Here is a 15,194-nt window from a genome sequence, read left to right on the forward strand (position 1 = left end):
GTCGCTCAGTCGAGCCCGAGGGAGAAGGCCGCCTCGAGGTCGTGCTTGGAGTAGGTGCGGAACGCGATGTGGGTCTCGGTCTCCTGCACGCCCGGGATCTTGTTGAGCGAGTCGGCGACCACCCCCGCCACGTCGTCGTGGTGGGCCACGCGGACCAGCGTGATCAGGTCGATCTGGCCGGTGACGCTGTAGACCTCGCTCACGCCGTCGAGGGCGGCGATGGCCTGGGCGACCTCGGGGATGCGGGCGACGTCGGCCTTGACAAACACGATGGCGGTGATCATGGGGTCAAGGTACCGCCACGGGCGGTCGCTCCCCGGGCGCTCAGCGCACCGGTTGGTGGGTCGTCGCGAGGTTGCGGCGCTCGTCGAAGGGGACCAGGTCGCGGCGCGACGCCTCGACCGCGTCGTGCACCTGCAGGTGGCGGCCGGCGCCCCGGGCCGGGCTGGTCCAGTCGCCCTCGACGTGCACGAGCCGGACCCCCGGCTGCTCCAGCCAGCGCAGGATCTGCTCGGTCTCCTCGGCGGTGGCCGCGGGGGCGGGTCCGGGGCCGGGCACGACGGTCTCGGCGCTGGCGCGCAGCTGGGTCACCCAGTCGCCCGCGTGCGCCTCGACCGGGATCACGCCGGCGGCCGCGAGCCGGCCGTGGCGCACCACGTGCACCGCCCAGCGTCGGTCGTCCTCGCGGCGCGCGGCCACCACCTCGGGGCACCGGGTGAGCGAGCCCAGCCGCTGGGTCCGCGAGGCGCTCCGCACGAAGGCCGCCAACCGGTCGCGGTGGGAGCCCGCCTCCTCGAAGCGCTCGTCGCCCGCCAGCCGCTGCATCCGGGCGGTGAGGGCCTCGACGACCGCGTCGGCGTCCGCGACCAGGGCGGTGCGCACCCGGGCGACGAGGTCGGCGTAGGTGTCGAGGTCGACGCTGCCGTCGCAGGGCGACAGGCAGCGGCCCATCTCGGCCAGCACGCAGGGTGCGCGGCTGGGCAGCAGCGGGAGCCGCCCGGTGCACTGCCGCAGGGGGAAGCTCTCGTGCAGGGCGTCCACGCAGCGCTCGGCGGTGCGGCGCGACCCGAACGGGCCGAGGTAGTCGGCGCCGTCGTCGGCGACCTTGCGGACCAGGGAGAGCCGCGGCCACGGCTCGACCGTCAGCTTGAGCCAGTGCACCTTGTCGGGCCGCCGGCTGCGCCGGTTGTACTTCGGGGTGTGGGCGGCGATCAGCCGCAGCTCGCGGACGCGCGCCTCGAGCGGGGTCGCGCACACGACGTGGGACACCGAGGTCGCGATCCGCACCATCTCGCCCATGCGGGCGCGGTTCTCGGAGGCGGTGAAGTAGGTCCGGACCCGGGTGCGCAGGTCGCGCGAGGTGCCGACGTAGAGCACCCGCTCCTGCTCGTCGCGGAACAGGTAGACGCCGGGGGCGTGGGGCAGGTGCTCGGCCAGGTGGCGCTTGCGGCGCACCGCCGGGCTCACCTTGGAGCTGAAGGTCGACAGCTCCTCCAGGGTGTGCACGCCCAGGCCGCCGAGGCGCTCCATCAGTCCGTGCAGCACGTCGACCGTCGCGCGGGCGTCGGAGAGCGCGCGGTGGTCGGGCGTGGTGGTCGACCCGAAGGCCACCGCGAGGGAGGAGAGCTTGCAGTTGGGGGCGTCGTCGCGGGTGATCACGCGTCGCGCGAGCCTGGCCGTGTCGACGACCTCGAAGGCCGGCCAGGGGCGCTGCTGCTGCGCGGCGAAGTGCTGGAGGAAGCCGACGTCGAACGGGGCGTTGTGGGCCACCAGCACGCAGCCCCGGGCGAACTCCAGGAAGGCCGGGAGCACGGTCTCGATCGACGGCGCCGTGGCCACCATCGAGTCGGAGATGCCGGTGAGCACGGCGATGAACGGGGGGATCGCGGCGTGCGGGTTGACCAGGGTCTGGAACTCGCCCAGGACCTCGCCGCCCCGGACCTTGACCGCGCCGACCTCGGTGATCATCGAGCCGCCGGCGGCCGAGCCGCCGGTGGTCTCGAGGTCGACCACGCAGAAGGTGAGGTCGCGCAGGGGACGCCCCAGCTCGTCGAAGCTCATCTGCGCGTCCCACCTGCTCATGGGCCGAACGCTAGGTGTCGGCACCGACAAGGTGGCGCAGGAGGTCGGCGCGGCGGGGCTGTCGGTGGGCGGTGCTGGAGTACGCCGTGACCGAACTTCCCCCGCTCGGCCCGAGGAGATCACGATGAGCGTCCGCATCGACTGCGACACCTGCCTGGTGCGCGGACTGTCCTGCCACGACTGCGTGGTGACCGTGCTGCTGGGCCCGCCCCCGGAGCTGGGATTCGACGCCGAGGAGGAGCACGCCCTGGAGGTGCTGGCCTCCTCCGGGCTGGTGCCCCCGCTGCGCATGGTGACCCCCGTGGAGGGCCCGGTCGTCGAGTCGGCGTGAGGTTTGCCACAGGCGGCGACGGCCATCCGGAGTTGGATCCTCCGCGGCATCTCGCCTAGGGTCACGCGCTATTGGCCTCCGCGCCAGGGCACCGACGGGGTGCCCACGGAGGCCGCGCTCAATCTGGTCCGCTCCTCGGGGAGTCGTCAGGACCGGAGCCGGGGACCCAAGTACGTGGGGTGAATCCGGGAAGCGGCGTCGCCGACCGTGACGCCAGGACCTGGTAGGGCTTTCTTTGGGCCCGAATCCGTCAGCTCACCTGGTAGGCGTTCGACAAAGAGGAGACCGACCGCTCGTGCTCGACGGTTGGAAAGACCACCATGCCCGCGCGACCGCCTGTGTCGCACTCACCCTCGGCCTGACCGGACTCGGACTCGTCTCCGCCGGCCCCGCCGCCGCCAGTCCCGAGAGCGACCTCCAGCAGGCCGCGGAGGCCGCCCAGGCCAAGGCCGACTCGCTCGCCCCCCAGGCGGAGACCACCGCCCGGCAGCACGACCGGGCGACCCGGACCCTGACGTCCGTGCGCACGCGCCTGGACCGCCTCGACGCCCGGCTGGACCGCGAGCGCACGCTCGTGGAGACGCTCCGGTCCCAGATGGCGGCCGAGGTCGTCGCCACCCACGACACGTCGGGCGGCACCGGTGCCCCCGCGGCCGAGCCCCGGCTCAGCACCGGCTCGGAGACCCTGCTGACCAACGTCACCGTGGTCACCGAGGACACCGACGGCGCCAGCCAGCGCCTCGCCGAGGCCGGCGAGGCCGTGCAGCAGCTGGGCGAGCGTCGGGTCGACCTGCGCCAGGGACTGTCGCGTGCGCGCGACGCCGAGCAGCGCCTGCAGCAGCGCGCGTCGCGCTCGAGCGCGGCGCTCGACCGCGCCCAGGGCCGCGCCGCCGGCCTGCAGGCCAGGCTCGACGAGATCGCCGCCGAGAAGCAGGCCGAGAAGGAGGCCGCGCAGGCTCGCCAGGCGTCCGGCTCGGTCGTCGACTACGCCATGGCGCAGGTCGGCAAGTCCTACGTCTGGGGTGCCGCCGGCCCGAGCTCGTTCGACTGCTCCGGCCTCACCATGGCCGCCTGGGCGCAGCGGGGCGTCTCGCTGCCGCACAGCTCGAGCGCGCAGTACTCTTCGGGACAGCGAATCTCCGAGAGCGAGCTGCAGCCTGGTGACCTGGTCTTCTACTACAGCCCGATCAGCCACGTCGGCATCTACGTCGGCAACGGTCAGATCGTGAACGCCCTCAACCCGAGCTCCGGCGTCCAGGTCAGCGGCCTGCACGACATGCCGTACGTCGGTGCGGTCCGGCCCGGCTGAGCGACCTCTCCGCGTCGTGGGGGCCCGGGCCAGGCCCGGTCCCCACGACGACGGCGCTGCGTCGAGCCGCCCCCCGCGCCGCTCGCTCGCCGCGCTGCTGGTCCTCGCGCTCCTGGCCCTCGGGGCCTGCGACCGCGAGGTGGACCTCGAGCCGCCCCGTCCCGACGACGTGGCGGTCGGTCGTGACGACTCCGGCGCCCAGCGCGTCCTCGACCGCTTCGTCGGTGCCCTGGCGCAGGGCGACGAGGACGCCGTCCTCGCCACGGCGGCCCCCGACGCCCGCTCCCTCCTCGGGGCGGTGGCCACCAACGCCCAGGCGCTGCGCCTCGACAAGCTCTCGCTGCGCTACGTCGACGACGTCGCCGTCACCGGAGCCGAGCGCGACCGGTGGGGCAGAGCGGCCTGGGCCGCGACCGTCGAGCTGCGCTTCGGGCTGCGCGGCCTCGACCAGCGAGCCGCCCGGGTCGACACCCGCGTGCTGCTGGTCCCCGCGGGCGGCGAGGTCCGCATCGCCGGGTTCGGCGGTGCCGGTGCCGACCGGACCCCGCTGTGGCTGACCGGTCCCACCACCGTGGTGCGCACGCCCCGCACGCTGGTGGAGGTCGCGGGCGACACCGCCGGTCGCTACCCCGGACTGGTCACCCGTGCCGTCACCCAGGTGCGCCGCACGCTGCCCGGCTGGGACGGCCCGCTGGTGGTCGAGGTGCCTCGCGACCAGGCCGCCCTCGAGGCCGCGGTCTCCGCGCCCGAGGGGGAGTACGACGCCATCGCGGCCGTCACCACGACCGTCGACGGCTCGACGCGCCGCGGCGCTCCGGTCCGCGTCTACGTCAATCCCGGGGTCTTCGGCGACCTGCGCCCGCAGGGGGCCCAGGTGGTGATGAGCCACGAGGCGGCCCACGTCGCCACCGGGGCCAGCTTCACCAGCGTCCCGACCTGGCTGCTGGAGGGCTTCGCCGACGCGGTCGCGCTCCGCGACGCCGGGGTGCCCGTGCAGACCGCGGCGGCCCAGGTGCTGGAGCGGATCCGCTCCGACGGACTGCCCGACGGCCTGCCCTCCCGCGAGGACCTCGACCCGCGCGCCTCCGACCTCGGAGCCACCTACGAGGAGGCGTGGCTGGCGTGCCGGTTCGTGGCCGACGAGTTCGGGCAGGCCGCGCTGGTGCGCCTCTACGACGCCGTCAGCGCCGGCACGCCCGTGCGTCGGGCCTTCGTCGACCAGCTGGGGGTGACCCAGGCCGAGTTCGTGTCGCGCTGGCGCGCGGACCTGGCGTCCCTGGCCGGCGTGGCACGCTGAAGCGGTGAGCACGCCGTCGTCCCCGCGCCGGTCCACCGCCGCCCCCGCGACACCGACCGGTCGGGCGGCCTCCTGGGGGCTGGCGGTCGCCTCGCTCGTGCTGTTCGTGGCGCTGGCCGCCTGGCTGGTCCCGTGGTCGTGGGTGCCGGGAGGTCGCCCGGTCGCCGTCCGACCCGACGAGGTGCTCACCGCGTCGCAGATCAGCCGCGCCGAGACGTACGCCGCGCTGCAGCGCCACCTCGGGTGGGCCAGCCTGGCGACCTCGACCGTGGTCTCGCTCGTCCTCGGGCTCACGCCCCTGGGCGCACGCGTGGTGGCCCGGATCCCGGGGCGCTGGTGGGTGCGGGCGCTGCTCGCGACCTTCCTCGTGCTGCTGGTGGGACGGCTGGCCACGTTGCCGTTCGCGCTGCTCTCCCGCCGCCACGCGCTCGCCTACGGCCTGACCGACCAGGCGCTGGCCGGGTGGCTGCGGGACCGGGCCGTGCAGCTCGGCGTCTCCTGGGTGTACGCCGCCCTGGTGGTCCTGCTCGTCGTCGGGGCCGCCCGACGCGCCCCCCGGCAGTGGCCCGTGGTCGTCGGGACGGTGGCCGCCACGCTGGTGGTGCTGGGGTCGTGGCTCTACCCGCTGGCGGTCGAGCCGCTGTTCAACCGGTTCGTGCCGCTGCCGGACGGACAGCTCCGCTCACGCATCCTCGAGCTGGCGCGCGAGGAGGGGGTGCCGGTCTCCGACGTCCTGGTCGCGGACGCCTCGCGTCGCACGACCACCCTGAACGCCTACGTCTCGGGCCTGGGGAGCACCCGCCGGGTCGTGCTCTACGACAACCTGGTGGAGGGGGTGCCGCAGCGCGAGACCCTGGTGATCGTGGCCCACGAGCTGGGACACGCCCGGGCGCACGACGTCGCGATCGGCACCGGTCTCGGGGCGGTCGGCGTGCTCTTCGGGGGCGGCCTGCTCGGCGTCGTCCTGCGACGCCGGCTGCTCGGCCGTGCCGGGGCCACCTCCGTGGGGCAGCCCGAGGTGGTGCCGCTGGTGCTGGCCCTGGTCGCCGTCGGGACGTTGCTGGCCAGCCCGGTGCAGAACACCGTCAGCCGGGCCATCGAGGCCCGGGCGGATCGTGCGTCGCTGGCCGCCACGGGTGACGAGCGGGGCTTCGAGGAGGTCCAGGTGCAGCTGGCCGTGCGTGCCCTGGCAGATCCCGCGCCCCCGGCGTGGAGCCAGTTCTGGTTCGGCTCCCACCCCACGCTGGTGCAGCGGATCGGGATCGCGCGGGCCCTCGACGACGGTCGGCGCTAGCAGGTCTGGGTCGAGGAGGTGCCGGTCGCCAACGAGGTGCAGGTGGTGGAGAAGCCGCCCTGGACCAGCTTGCCGATGGCGAAGACCAGCACCACGATGATGGCGGCGATGGCGGCGCCGAGCAGGCCGTACTCGACGGCGGAGGCGCCGTGCTCGTCGCGGCGGGCGGTCGGGAGCAGGTGGCGCAGGAATGTCGGTCATCTGTCGGTCCTCTTCCGTGAGTCGGGGCGTGGTGCCTCGTGGAAGAAGTATCTGACCGACAAGGGTTATTTGTCCGAAATTCAGGCTGACCTGACCAGATCTTGAGGTGGGAACCGACGCACGCCCGACCCGACGCCGCGAGGCGTCGGGCCGGGCGTGCGTGTGGCGGCGGCTCACCACCCCCCGTTCAGTGCGGGTGCGATGCTCGGGCGCACCCGCTCATGGGGAGCCGCCGTCGCGCCTGCGTGCGTGGTCCACGCAGGACATCTGGTGAGTCAGCAGGTCGTGGCGCCGAGCGACCCGGAGGAGCCGGCCCTCATCGAGTCGCAGGTCTGGCCGAACAGACCCAGCGTCTGCCCGCCCACCGCCATCACGACCATCACGAGGACGGCCGCGATCCCGGCGACGAGCAGGCTGTACTCGATCGCCGACGAGCCCTGCTCGCCGGCGCTGCGGTCGCGTGGGCGCAACGAGCCCTCACGACCTTCGCGCACTAGTTGCAGCTGGCGGAGGTCGTGTTCTGGCCGGTGGCCAGCGAGCTGCAGGTCGTCTTGAAGCCGCCCTTGACCAGGTTGCCGATGGCGAAGACGAGCACCACGATGATCGCGGCGATGGCGGCGACCAGCAGGCCGTACTCGACGGCGGAGGCGCCGTTCTCGTCGCGACGGCTGGGCAGGAGCAGGTTGCGCAGGAACTCGAGCATGGTGGTCTCATCTCTGTGACGGTGGATGGTGTGTGGGGCGGTCCCTCCGACTGCCTTGCATGAAGTATGACGAATCGGACATACCCGTACATCGTTCGCTTGGTCGTACAGAAGTGACCAATTGGGGTGGTTTGTCGAGTAGTCCGTTGGGACTACCCGGCCCCGCGGGGTGTCGGCCGTCCGGGCAGTCGGCCGCTCAGGCGGGCGGGGCGGCGCTGTCGATGAGGCCGAGCCGCATCGCGGTGACCAGGGCCTGGGCGCGGTTGGCGGCGCCGAGCTTGTCGTAGATCCGGCCGATGTGGCTCTTGGCCGTGGACTCGCTCAGGTAGAGCCGTCCGGCGATGGCGCTGACGCCGAGCCCCTCGGCGAGCAGGTCGAGGACCTGGCGCTCGCGGTCGGTCAGCCGCGGGGCCCCCGACCGCATCCGGCGCATCAGGGCCTCCGCGAGGCCCGTGCAGGTGAAGGTCAGGGGGGACACCGTGGCCTGGCGGGCGGCGCTCAGCACGGTCGAGGTGGGGGCGTCCTTGCCCACGAAGCCGGACGCGCCGGCGTCCATGGCGGCGAAGAGCTGCTCGTCCCCGGCGTACATCGTCAGCACGACGAGCCCGATCTCCTTGCTCTGCCGCCGCAGCGCACGCACGACGTCGAGGCCCGAGCCGTCGGGCAGGCGCACGTCGGTGACCACCACGTCGGGGTCCAGCTGCTCGGCCAGCGCCAGGCCCTCCGAGACCGACCCGGCCTGGCCCACGACCTCGAAGGTGTCGGCGCGGCCGAAGGCGCCGGCCAGACCCTGCCGGATGAGCTCGTGGTCGTCGATCAAGAGCACGGTCGTCATGCGCATCCGAGCCACGGGAGCCCGGCCTCCAGCTGGAGACTAGCGGGTCGGGGCCCCGACCCGGACGACGACGCGGGTGCCCGGCCGCTCGGCCTCGGGTGCCTCGACGTCGAGGTCGGCGCCGATCGCCTCCGATCGCTCGCGCATGATCTTCAAGCCCTGGGAGTCCGCGCGGGGCTGGTGGTCGCGGACGCCGTCGTCGCGCACCTCCACCTCGGCGTACGGCGACCGCACGGTGCAGCGCAGCCACAGGTTGTCGCCGCCGGAGTGCTTGCGGGCGTTGTTCATCGCCTCCTGGGCGATGCGCATCAGCTCGAACTCCTGGTCGCGGGGGAGCCGCGGGCCCTCCTCGTCGAGGGTGACGTGCACGGTCATGGGTGAGGTGGTGCCGACCTGGTTGGCGTACGCCGACAGGCTCTCGCCGAGCCCGGCGCTGTTGGCCAGCTCGTGGCGCAGGTCGAAGATCGAGTGCCGCAGCTCGGCCACGACGCGGGTGACCTCGCCGCGCAGCTGCACGATGCGCTCGAGCTGGTCGGGGTCCTGGGTGCCGCCGGCCAGGTTGTCGACCAGGTAGCCCAGGCTGGCCACGTCCTGGGCCACGCCGTCGTGCACCTCGCGGGCGATCCGCTGGCGCTCCTGCGTCATGGCGTCGTCGCGCACCCGGCCGAAGAGCAGGGCCGCCTGGAGCTGGACCGCGTGCCGGCCGAGCTTGGTGCGCAGCTCCAGCGCGGCACCCGCCTCGACGACCTGCAGCGCCTCCACCACGAGCACGGCGATGATCTCGTCGTTGGACACCAGCGGCAGGGCCAGGCGACGCTCCCGGAGCATCATGGCCTCGTAGTCCCAGCAGCGCGTGGACATCTCCTCGGCCCAGGCCATCGCCCCCGGCTGGGTGCCGGCGGTGTAGCGCAGCGGCACCATGGCGCCGCTGGGGGAGCGGGTGAAGACGCCGGCGGCGCGCAGCGGCACCACGAGGTCGGCCTCCTCCATCACCTGCTCCGCCAGCGAGACGGCGTCCAGGCCGCCGCTGAGGCGGGTGGAGAGGGTCTGCAGGCGCCGGATCAGGGCCACGGCGCTGCGGTAGGAGGAGTCGGTGTCGCCGGTGACCACGGGTCGCCGCAGCCACAGCGAGAGCATCCCCACTCCCGCCCCGGTGGCCAGCCACAGGGCGACGCCGGCGGAGAAGTCCCGGTCCCAGCGCTGGGCGACCAGCGCCCAGGCCACGACCAGCGTGAGGGCCTCGGCGGCCAGCGTGGTGAGCAGCCCGCGCCGGCCGCGGTCGAGCGTGGCCACGAGCACCGGGACCACGAGGTAGGGCATCACCGTCGCCTGGTCGGGGAAGGTCAGCGCCGAGACGACCGCGATCAGCACGCCCTCGCCGAGGGCCACGGTACCGTGCGACCAGCGCCGAGTCGCCGAGAGCGCGATGGCGGCCGCGGCGGTCAGCAGGACGAGCAGCGCGCTGCCGAGCTGGCCCGGCCCGGCCAGCACGGCCAGCGGCACCAGCGCGGCGAGGGTGAAGACACGGGCCGCGAGGACGGTCCGCCCGAGATCGCTCACCCGCCCATTCTGCCCGAGAAGTTCTCCATGATCGTGATGCCGGCCGGCCCGAGGACGGCGATGAACAGGCAGGGAAGGATGCAGAAGACCAGCGGGACCAGGATCTTGACCGGCACCTTCTGCGCCATCTCCTCGGCCCACTGGCGTCGCTTGACCCGGATCTCGGAGGACTGCACGCGCAGCACCTGGCCGACGGGGATGCCGAAGGCGTCCGCCTGGACCATGGCGCTGACGAACGCGCGCAGGTCGGGCAGGTCGGTGCGGTCGGCCAGGGAGCGGAGCGCGTCGGAGCGGCCGCGACCGATCTGCATCTCCTGCAGCATCCGGGCGAACTCCTCCGACAGCGGGCCCTCGGTGTTGCGGGCCACCTGGGCCACGGCGGCGTCGAAGCCGAGCCCCGACTCCACCGAGATGGTGAGCAGGTCGATGGCGTCGGGGAGCGCCCGCTGGAGCTTCTCGTTGCGGTCGCTGGCGCGCTGCGACAGGTAGAGGTTGGGGATGTTGTAGCCGATGAGCGAGGCCAGCATGGTGACGCCGAGGGTGACCGGGAAGGAGACCCCCATGACCACGAGCAGCAGCAGCGTCGCGGGCAGGGCGACGCCGAAGCCCACGACCTTGCCCGCGATCACCCGCTCGACGGTCCAGCCGGGCGGGTTGCCCGCCCGCTCGAGCTTCTCGCGGATCCGCTCGTTGGAGTCGGCCGGCGTCAGGCGCCGCCCCAGGCCGGTCGCGCGGGCCAGGAGCGGGAACAGCACCCGGTCCTTGAACGGCGCGTCGGCCTCGGCGCGCATGTCGTCGGGCAGGGTGGTGAGCGCCTCGAGCACCTGCAGCGAGCGGCCCACGCCCGCGCTCTCGCGGGTCAGGCCGCCCACGGAGGCGAGCGCGAGGAAGAGGGCGGCGAAGATCAGCACGACCCCGCCCACCAGCATCACGAGCGTCATACGTCCACCTTCCCGACCTTGGCCATCCAGAGCACCCCGACGGTGAGCAGCAGGGCCATCACGCCGAGCAGCACCCAGCCCACGGGCGTGGTGTAGAGCACCATCACGTAGTCCGGCTTCGCCAGCGTCAGGTAGCCCAGGAAGCCGGGGGGCAGGCCGCCCAGCACCCAGGCCGAGAGCCGGCCCTCGGCGCTGAGGGCGCGCACGTGGCGGCGCAGGTACTCCCGCTCGCGCAGCGTCGCGGCGACCTGGAGCAGCAGCTCGGCCAGGTTGCCGCCGACCTCGCGCTGGATCCGGATGGCCATGACCACCCAGGCGAAGTCCTTGCTCTGCATCCGCTCGCCGACGCCCTCCATCGAGTCCTCGAGGGTGACGCCGAGGCGGCTCTCGACGATGACGCGGCGGAACTCCGTGGCGATCGGCTCGCCGCCCTCCTTGACGATCGTGTCGATCGACTGGGCCAGCGACAGACCGGCCGAGAGGCTGCCGGCCATCAGCTGCAGGGTGTCGGGCAGGTTGGTGCTGAACGCCTTGATGCGACGAGCGCGCCTGAGCGAGAGGTAGACCCGGGGTGCGACGGCACCCAGGGCGAGCAGGAGCAGCCCGACCAGGACGTTGCCGCGGCCCAGCAGCAGGCCGAGCGCGCCTGCGCCCACGGTGGTGCCGGCGTGGAGCAGCAGCCACTCCGCCGGCTTGAGGGACATGCCGGCGGCGTTGAGAGACGCGGCGATCTTCTCCTCGAGGCCCTCGCGGCCGGCGAGCACGGACTCGGCCGCGTGGGTGGCGCTCTGGCCCAGCGACCCCGGACCGGCCTGGGGGCTCCCGGTGCTCGACGTGGGGGCGCCGAAGACGCCGTACGCCTCCAGCTGCTTGCGGAGCTTGTCGTCCTTGGAGACCGACGGGCCGGCGAAGGCCATGACCGAGACCAGTCCGACCAGTCCGAGGCCGATCGCGCCGACCCCGCCGTAGACGACGAGCTGGCTGAGCTCGAAGCGGGGACCGAGCGCGGCCACCGGTCCGGCCGCCTGGGGGGTGGGGTCCTCGCGCGGCGCGGTGGAGGCGCTCGCGCGGACCGGGAGGTACGCCGAGGCGGTGACGGGGACGCCGTCCACGGGCACCTCGACGGTGACGTCCTCGCTCGTGCTCGTGCCGCCGGGGACCTCCGCCGTGACCACCAGCTGGCGCGCCAGGGCGTCGGCCTCGTTGCGGAAGGCGGTGGTCAGGGAGTCGCCGCTGGCGTCGATGACCTCGCCACGACCGGCCTGGGCGAGCAGCTGGAGCGGCTGCGCGGCTTCCCCGCCCTGGTCGAGCGAGACGACGTCGAGCTGGGCCCCCGAGTCCCGCACCGCCTTGACGACCGTCGAGAGGGAGGTGTCCGTGGTGTCCTTGCCGTCGGAGAGCACCAGGACGCTGCGCTGCCCGGCGTCGTCGCCGTCGGGGCCGAGGGCCTCCAGTGCGCCGAGCACGCCGTCGTACAGCGCGGTGCTGCGGGTGAGCCGCAGGTTGGCGACGGCGGCGCGGGCGCGCCCCCGGTCGATGGTCGGCGGGACCAGCACCTGGACGTCGGCGTCGAAGGAGACCACGCCGACCTCGACGTTGGCCGGGACGGTCGACAGGTAGGTCTCCGCGGCCGTGCGGGCGGCCTCGATGCGGGCGCCGCGCATGCTGTCGCTGGTGTCGATGGCCAGGATCGTGGTGCGGCGCACGTCGTCGGTGCTGGCGGCGAGCTCGGCCGTCGAGTCGACGCCGGTGCCCCCGATCGAGACCGCGACGCCCGCAGGGTCGACCTCACCGGTCGCCGGCACGGTGACGAGCAGCTTGACGCCCTCGTCGGTCGGCTGGGCGTGGTCGATGCCGGCGCCGGAGCCGGTCGCGGGGGCGGCCCCGGCCGGGGCGACCAGCAGCGCCGTCGGCCCCCCGAGGGCGAGCAGTGCCGCCGCGACGAGGAGCCGGCGAGGGCTCACCGGTACCCCATCGTGGAGAACACCCGGGGGTCCACGCTGACGTTGTTGTGCAGCATCTTCTCGAGGAACTTGGGCCGGAGCCCGGTCGCGCGCAGGGTGCCGAGGGACTTGCCGTCGGCGTCGAAGCCGGCCGAGTTGTCGAACAGGAAGATGTCCTGGAGCGTGATGACGTCGCCCTCCATCCGCTCCACCTCGGTGACGTGGGTGATGCGGCGGGTGCCGTCCTTGAGGCGCTGCTGGTGCACGATCAGGTCGACCGCCGAGGCGATCTGCTCGCGGATGGCGCGCACGGGCAGGTCCATGCCGGCCATCAGCACCAGCACCTCGAGACGCGAGCAGGTGTCGCGCGGGCCGTTGGAGTGGACCGTGCAGATGGACCCGTCGTGGCCGGTGTTCATCGCCTGGAGCATGTCGAGCGCCGAGGCGTCGCGGACCTCGCCGACCACGACGCGGTCGGGGCGCATGCGCAGCGAGTTGCGGACCAGGTCGCGGATGGTGACCGCGCCCTTGCCCTCGATGTTGGAGGGCCGCGACTCCAGGCGCACCACGTGGTCCTGCTTGAGCTGGAGCTCGGCGGCGTCCTCGATGGTGACGATCCGCTCGTCGGCCGGGATGAAGGACGAGAGCACGTTGAGGGTGGTGGTCTTGCCGGCGCCGGTGCCCCCGGAGACCACCACGTTGAGCCGGCCGCGGACGCAGGCGTCGAGGAAGTCGGCGGTGTTCTCGCTCAGCGACCCGAAGCGGATCAGGTCGCGCACGGTCAGCGGGTCCTTGGAGAACTTGCGGATGGTCAGCGTGCTGCCGTCGATGGCCAGCGGCGGCACCACCGCGTTGACGCGCGAGCCGTCGGGCAGGCGGGCGTCGACCATGGGGGAGGACTCGTCGACGCGGCGGCCGATGCGGGAGACGATCTTGTCCACGACGCGGCGCAGGTGGGCCTCGTCCTTGAACTTGCCGTCGACCTTGACCAGCTTGCCCTTGCGCTCCAGCCAGATGTTCGAGGGGCCGTTGACCATGACCTCGGCGACCTCGTCGTCGCGCAGGTAGGTCTCGATCGGGCCGTAGCCGAGGATGTCGTCGGAGATGTCCTGGGTGATCCGCTCGCGGTCGGCCCGGGTCAGCGGCCGGTTGGTGGCGGCGAGCACGTCGGCCAGCACCACCCGCACCTTGGACTCGAGCTCCGCGGCGTCGAGGTCGGCGTCGTACAGCTGGGGGCCGAGCTGCTGGAGCAGCTCGCTGTGGACGTGCTCCTTGAGGTCCTGGAAGCGGTCCTGGGCGGCACCCATCCGGGCGCTCGCGCTCTCGGGTGCGGGGGCGCGGGGGGCGGGCTCGGACGCGGGGCGCGGCTCGGTCGCGGTGAGGGTGGTCGTGGTCGCGGGAGCCGGCGCCGGGGTGCCGGCGGGAGCGCCGTGGGCGGAGGGGCCGTCGGCGTGCGGGGCGTCGCCCCGGGCGAGGGCGGCGAGGCGGTCGCTGAGGCTGCTCATCGGGCGTCCTTCCGGCGACGGCCGAACAGGCCTCGCTTGACGGTGGCTCCGGGCTGCTCGAGGCTGCCGACGCCCTCCAGCGTGGAGGCGACGAACCCGGTGATGGCCTGGGACACGGCGTGGTCGGGACGGGAGGCCACGATCGGGTCGCCGTGGTTGGTGGCGCTGGCCACGGCCGTCGCGCTCGGCAGGGTGAGGGAGACCTCCATGCCGAGGATGTCCTCGACCTGGGCCCCCGTCAGGCCGACCTCGCCGTCGGCGCGGTTGAGCACGAGGTGGCGGCGGTCGCGGACCAGCCGCAGCAGGTCGAGCGTCTCCAGCGCGACCTTGGCGTTCTTCACGGTGGGCACGTCGAGCGTCACGACGATGACGCACTCGTCGGTCTCGTCGAAGGCGCCGAGCACCTGGTCGTCGAAGCCCGGGGGCGTGTCGATGAGGACGTGGTCGAAGCGGCGCCGCAGGGTGCTGATGATGCGGCGCACCAGCGTCGGGGTGATCCGGTCACGGCCCTCGGGCTGGGTGGGCGCCGCAAGGATCGACATGCCGCTCGGGTGCGGCGTGAGCAGGCCCTCGAGGAGCGACCAGTCGAGGCTGTCCTCGAAGCCCGCGGCGTCGGCGATGGTGTGGGGCGGGATCAGCTGCAGCGTGATGGCGACGTCGCCGAAGGCGAGGTCGAGGTCGATCACGCAGACCCGCGAGCCGAGCGCGGTCAGCGCCAGGGCCAGGTTGACGGTCATGGTGGTCTTGCCGACGCCGCCCTTGGGCGAGAAGACCGTCACCACGCGGCCGTCGCGGTCGCCGTCGCCGCTGCTGCCGCCGTGGAGCGTCTCCCAGCTCTGCTTGGCGCGGGCGATGGCGCCGGCGATGCCGGGCTGGTCGTCGGCCGAGACGACGGCGCCGATGCCGGCCTCGAGGGCGCGGGCGTAGAGCTCGGGCTCGATGTGGTGGCGGACCAGGATGACCGTGGTGGCCGGGTGCGTGCGACGGACCCGCTCAGCCGTCGCGGCGGCCAGCGGGAGGTCGACGCTGGGGCCGAGCACCACGGCGTACTCGCCCCGGCGCTCGAGCTGGGTGTCGACGTCCTCGGCCCGCGAGACGACCTTCGAGCCGTTGCCCAGCGTGGTCGCCATCACGCCGGCGACGGTGGTGTCGGCCTCGAGCAGCAGTGGCATCGGGTGTCCTCGGGGTTCCTG

At 73.5% G+C, this 15,194-nt stretch carries 15 protein-coding genes and 1 riboswitch; of the genes, 4 read left to right on the forward strand and 11 right to left on the reverse strand.

Annotated elements, in window-relative coordinates; genetic code table 11:
• Positions 1–5 precede the first annotated feature (5 nt).
• Both BLU55_RS02975 and BLU55_RS02980 read right to left on the reverse strand, forming a co-directional pair.
• Entirely contained in the window at positions 6–284 is a 279-nt protein-coding gene (locus BLU55_RS02975) for an Lrp/AsnC family transcriptional regulator (RefSeq protein ID WP_091725889.1), read from the reverse strand.
• Positions 285–324: 40 nt separating this feature from the next.
• The gene (locus tag BLU55_RS02980) at positions 325–2,082 is read right to left on the reverse strand and encodes a DEDD exonuclease domain-containing protein (protein WP_091725890.1); all 1,758 of its coding nucleotides are present in this window, start codon (positions 2,080–2,082) and stop codon (positions 325–327) included.
• A gap of 124 nt (positions 2,083–2,206) precedes the next feature.
• On the opposite strand from BLU55_RS02980, the gene BLU55_RS02985 reads away from it, so the two are divergent.
• The 4 genes from BLU55_RS02985 (at position 2,207) to BLU55_RS03000 (ending at position 6,313) form a co-directional block, all read left to right on the forward strand.
• Positions 2,207–2,413 (forward strand): hypothetical protein, encoded by a 207-nt coding sequence (locus tag BLU55_RS02985; RefSeq protein WP_091725893.1) that lies wholly within the window; start codon positions 2,207–2,209, stop codon positions 2,411–2,413.
• Positions 2,414–2,518: 105 nt separating this feature from the next.
• A riboswitch (cyclic di-AMP (ydaO/yuaA leader) is annotated at positions 2,519–2,697 on the forward strand.
• Between the two features lie 11 nt (positions 2,698–2,708).
• Positions 2,709–3,722, forward strand: a complete 1,014-nt coding sequence (locus BLU55_RS02990) for a C40 family peptidase (protein ID WP_091725895.1) — start codon at positions 2,709–2,711, stop codon at positions 3,720–3,722.
• Between the two features lie 16 nt (positions 3,723–3,738).
• A complete protein-coding gene (locus tag BLU55_RS02995; protein WP_157682705.1) occupies positions 3,739–5,019 on the forward strand; it encodes a hypothetical protein in 1,281 nt (426 codons plus the stop codon).
• A 4-nt stretch (positions 5,020–5,023) separates the two neighbouring features.
• Complete coding sequence (locus BLU55_RS03000) at positions 5,024–6,313, forward strand: M48 family metallopeptidase (protein ID WP_231917019.1); 1,290 nt, start codon at positions 5,024–5,026, stop codon at positions 6,311–6,313.
• On the opposite strand, the gene BLU55_RS19995 is transcribed toward BLU55_RS03000, so the two are convergent.
• The 9 genes from BLU55_RS19995 to BLU55_RS03050 form a co-directional block, all read right to left on the reverse strand.
• Positions 6,310–6,501, reverse strand: coding sequence for a Flp family type IVb pilin (locus tag BLU55_RS19995; RefSeq protein ID WP_091725901.1), 192 nt, complete (start codon positions 6,499–6,501; stop codon positions 6,310–6,312). The two genes, BLU55_RS03000 and BLU55_RS19995, sit on opposite strands and share 4 nt — an antisense overlap.
• Positions 6,502–6,789: 288 nt before the next feature.
• A complete protein-coding gene (locus BLU55_RS03015; protein WP_157682706.1) occupies positions 6,790–6,984 on the reverse strand; it encodes a Flp family type IVb pilin in 195 nt (64 codons plus the stop codon).
• 23 nt (positions 6,985–7,007) lie between these two features.
• Positions 7,008–7,217, reverse strand: a complete 210-nt coding sequence (locus tag BLU55_RS03020; RefSeq protein ID WP_091725909.1) for a Flp family type IVb pilin — start codon at positions 7,215–7,217, stop codon at positions 7,008–7,010.
• Between the two features lie 196 nt (positions 7,218–7,413).
• The gene (locus BLU55_RS03025; protein ID WP_091733337.1) at positions 7,414–8,052 is read right to left on the reverse strand and encodes a response regulator transcription factor; all 639 of its coding nucleotides are present in this window, start codon (positions 8,050–8,052) and stop codon (positions 7,414–7,416) included.
• Positions 8,053–8,091: 39 nt separating this feature from the next.
• Positions 8,092–9,612, reverse strand: coding sequence for a sensor histidine kinase (locus BLU55_RS03030; protein ID WP_091725911.1), 1,521 nt, complete (start codon positions 9,610–9,612; stop codon positions 8,092–8,094).
• Complete coding sequence (locus tag BLU55_RS03035) at positions 9,609–10,553, reverse strand: type II secretion system F family protein (RefSeq protein WP_091725915.1); 945 nt, start codon at positions 10,551–10,553, stop codon at positions 9,609–9,611. Before BLU55_RS03035 ends, BLU55_RS03030 begins: the two co-directional genes overlap by 4 nt.
• On the reverse strand, positions 10,550–12,517 hold the full coding sequence (locus tag BLU55_RS03040; protein ID WP_091725918.1) for a type II secretion system F family protein: 1,968 nt from the start codon (positions 12,515–12,517) through the stop codon (positions 10,550–10,552). Before BLU55_RS03040 ends, BLU55_RS03035 begins: the two co-directional genes overlap by 4 nt.
• A complete protein-coding gene (locus BLU55_RS03045; RefSeq protein ID WP_091725920.1) occupies positions 12,514–14,001 on the reverse strand; it encodes a CpaF family protein in 1,488 nt (495 codons plus the stop codon). The genes BLU55_RS03040 and BLU55_RS03045 overlap by 4 nt, the downstream gene beginning before the upstream one ends.
• Positions 13,998–15,173, reverse strand: a complete 1,176-nt coding sequence (locus BLU55_RS03050) for an AAA family ATPase (protein ID WP_091725923.1) — start codon at positions 15,171–15,173, stop codon at positions 13,998–14,000. Before BLU55_RS03050 ends, BLU55_RS03045 begins: the two co-directional genes overlap by 4 nt.
• Between the last annotated feature and the right edge of the window lie 21 nt (positions 15,174–15,194).

Origin of the sequence: Nocardioides scoriae (assembly GCF_900104965.1) — a bacterium.
GTDB lineage: Bacteria > Actinomycetota > Actinomycetes > Propionibacteriales > Nocardioidaceae > Marmoricola > Marmoricola scoriae.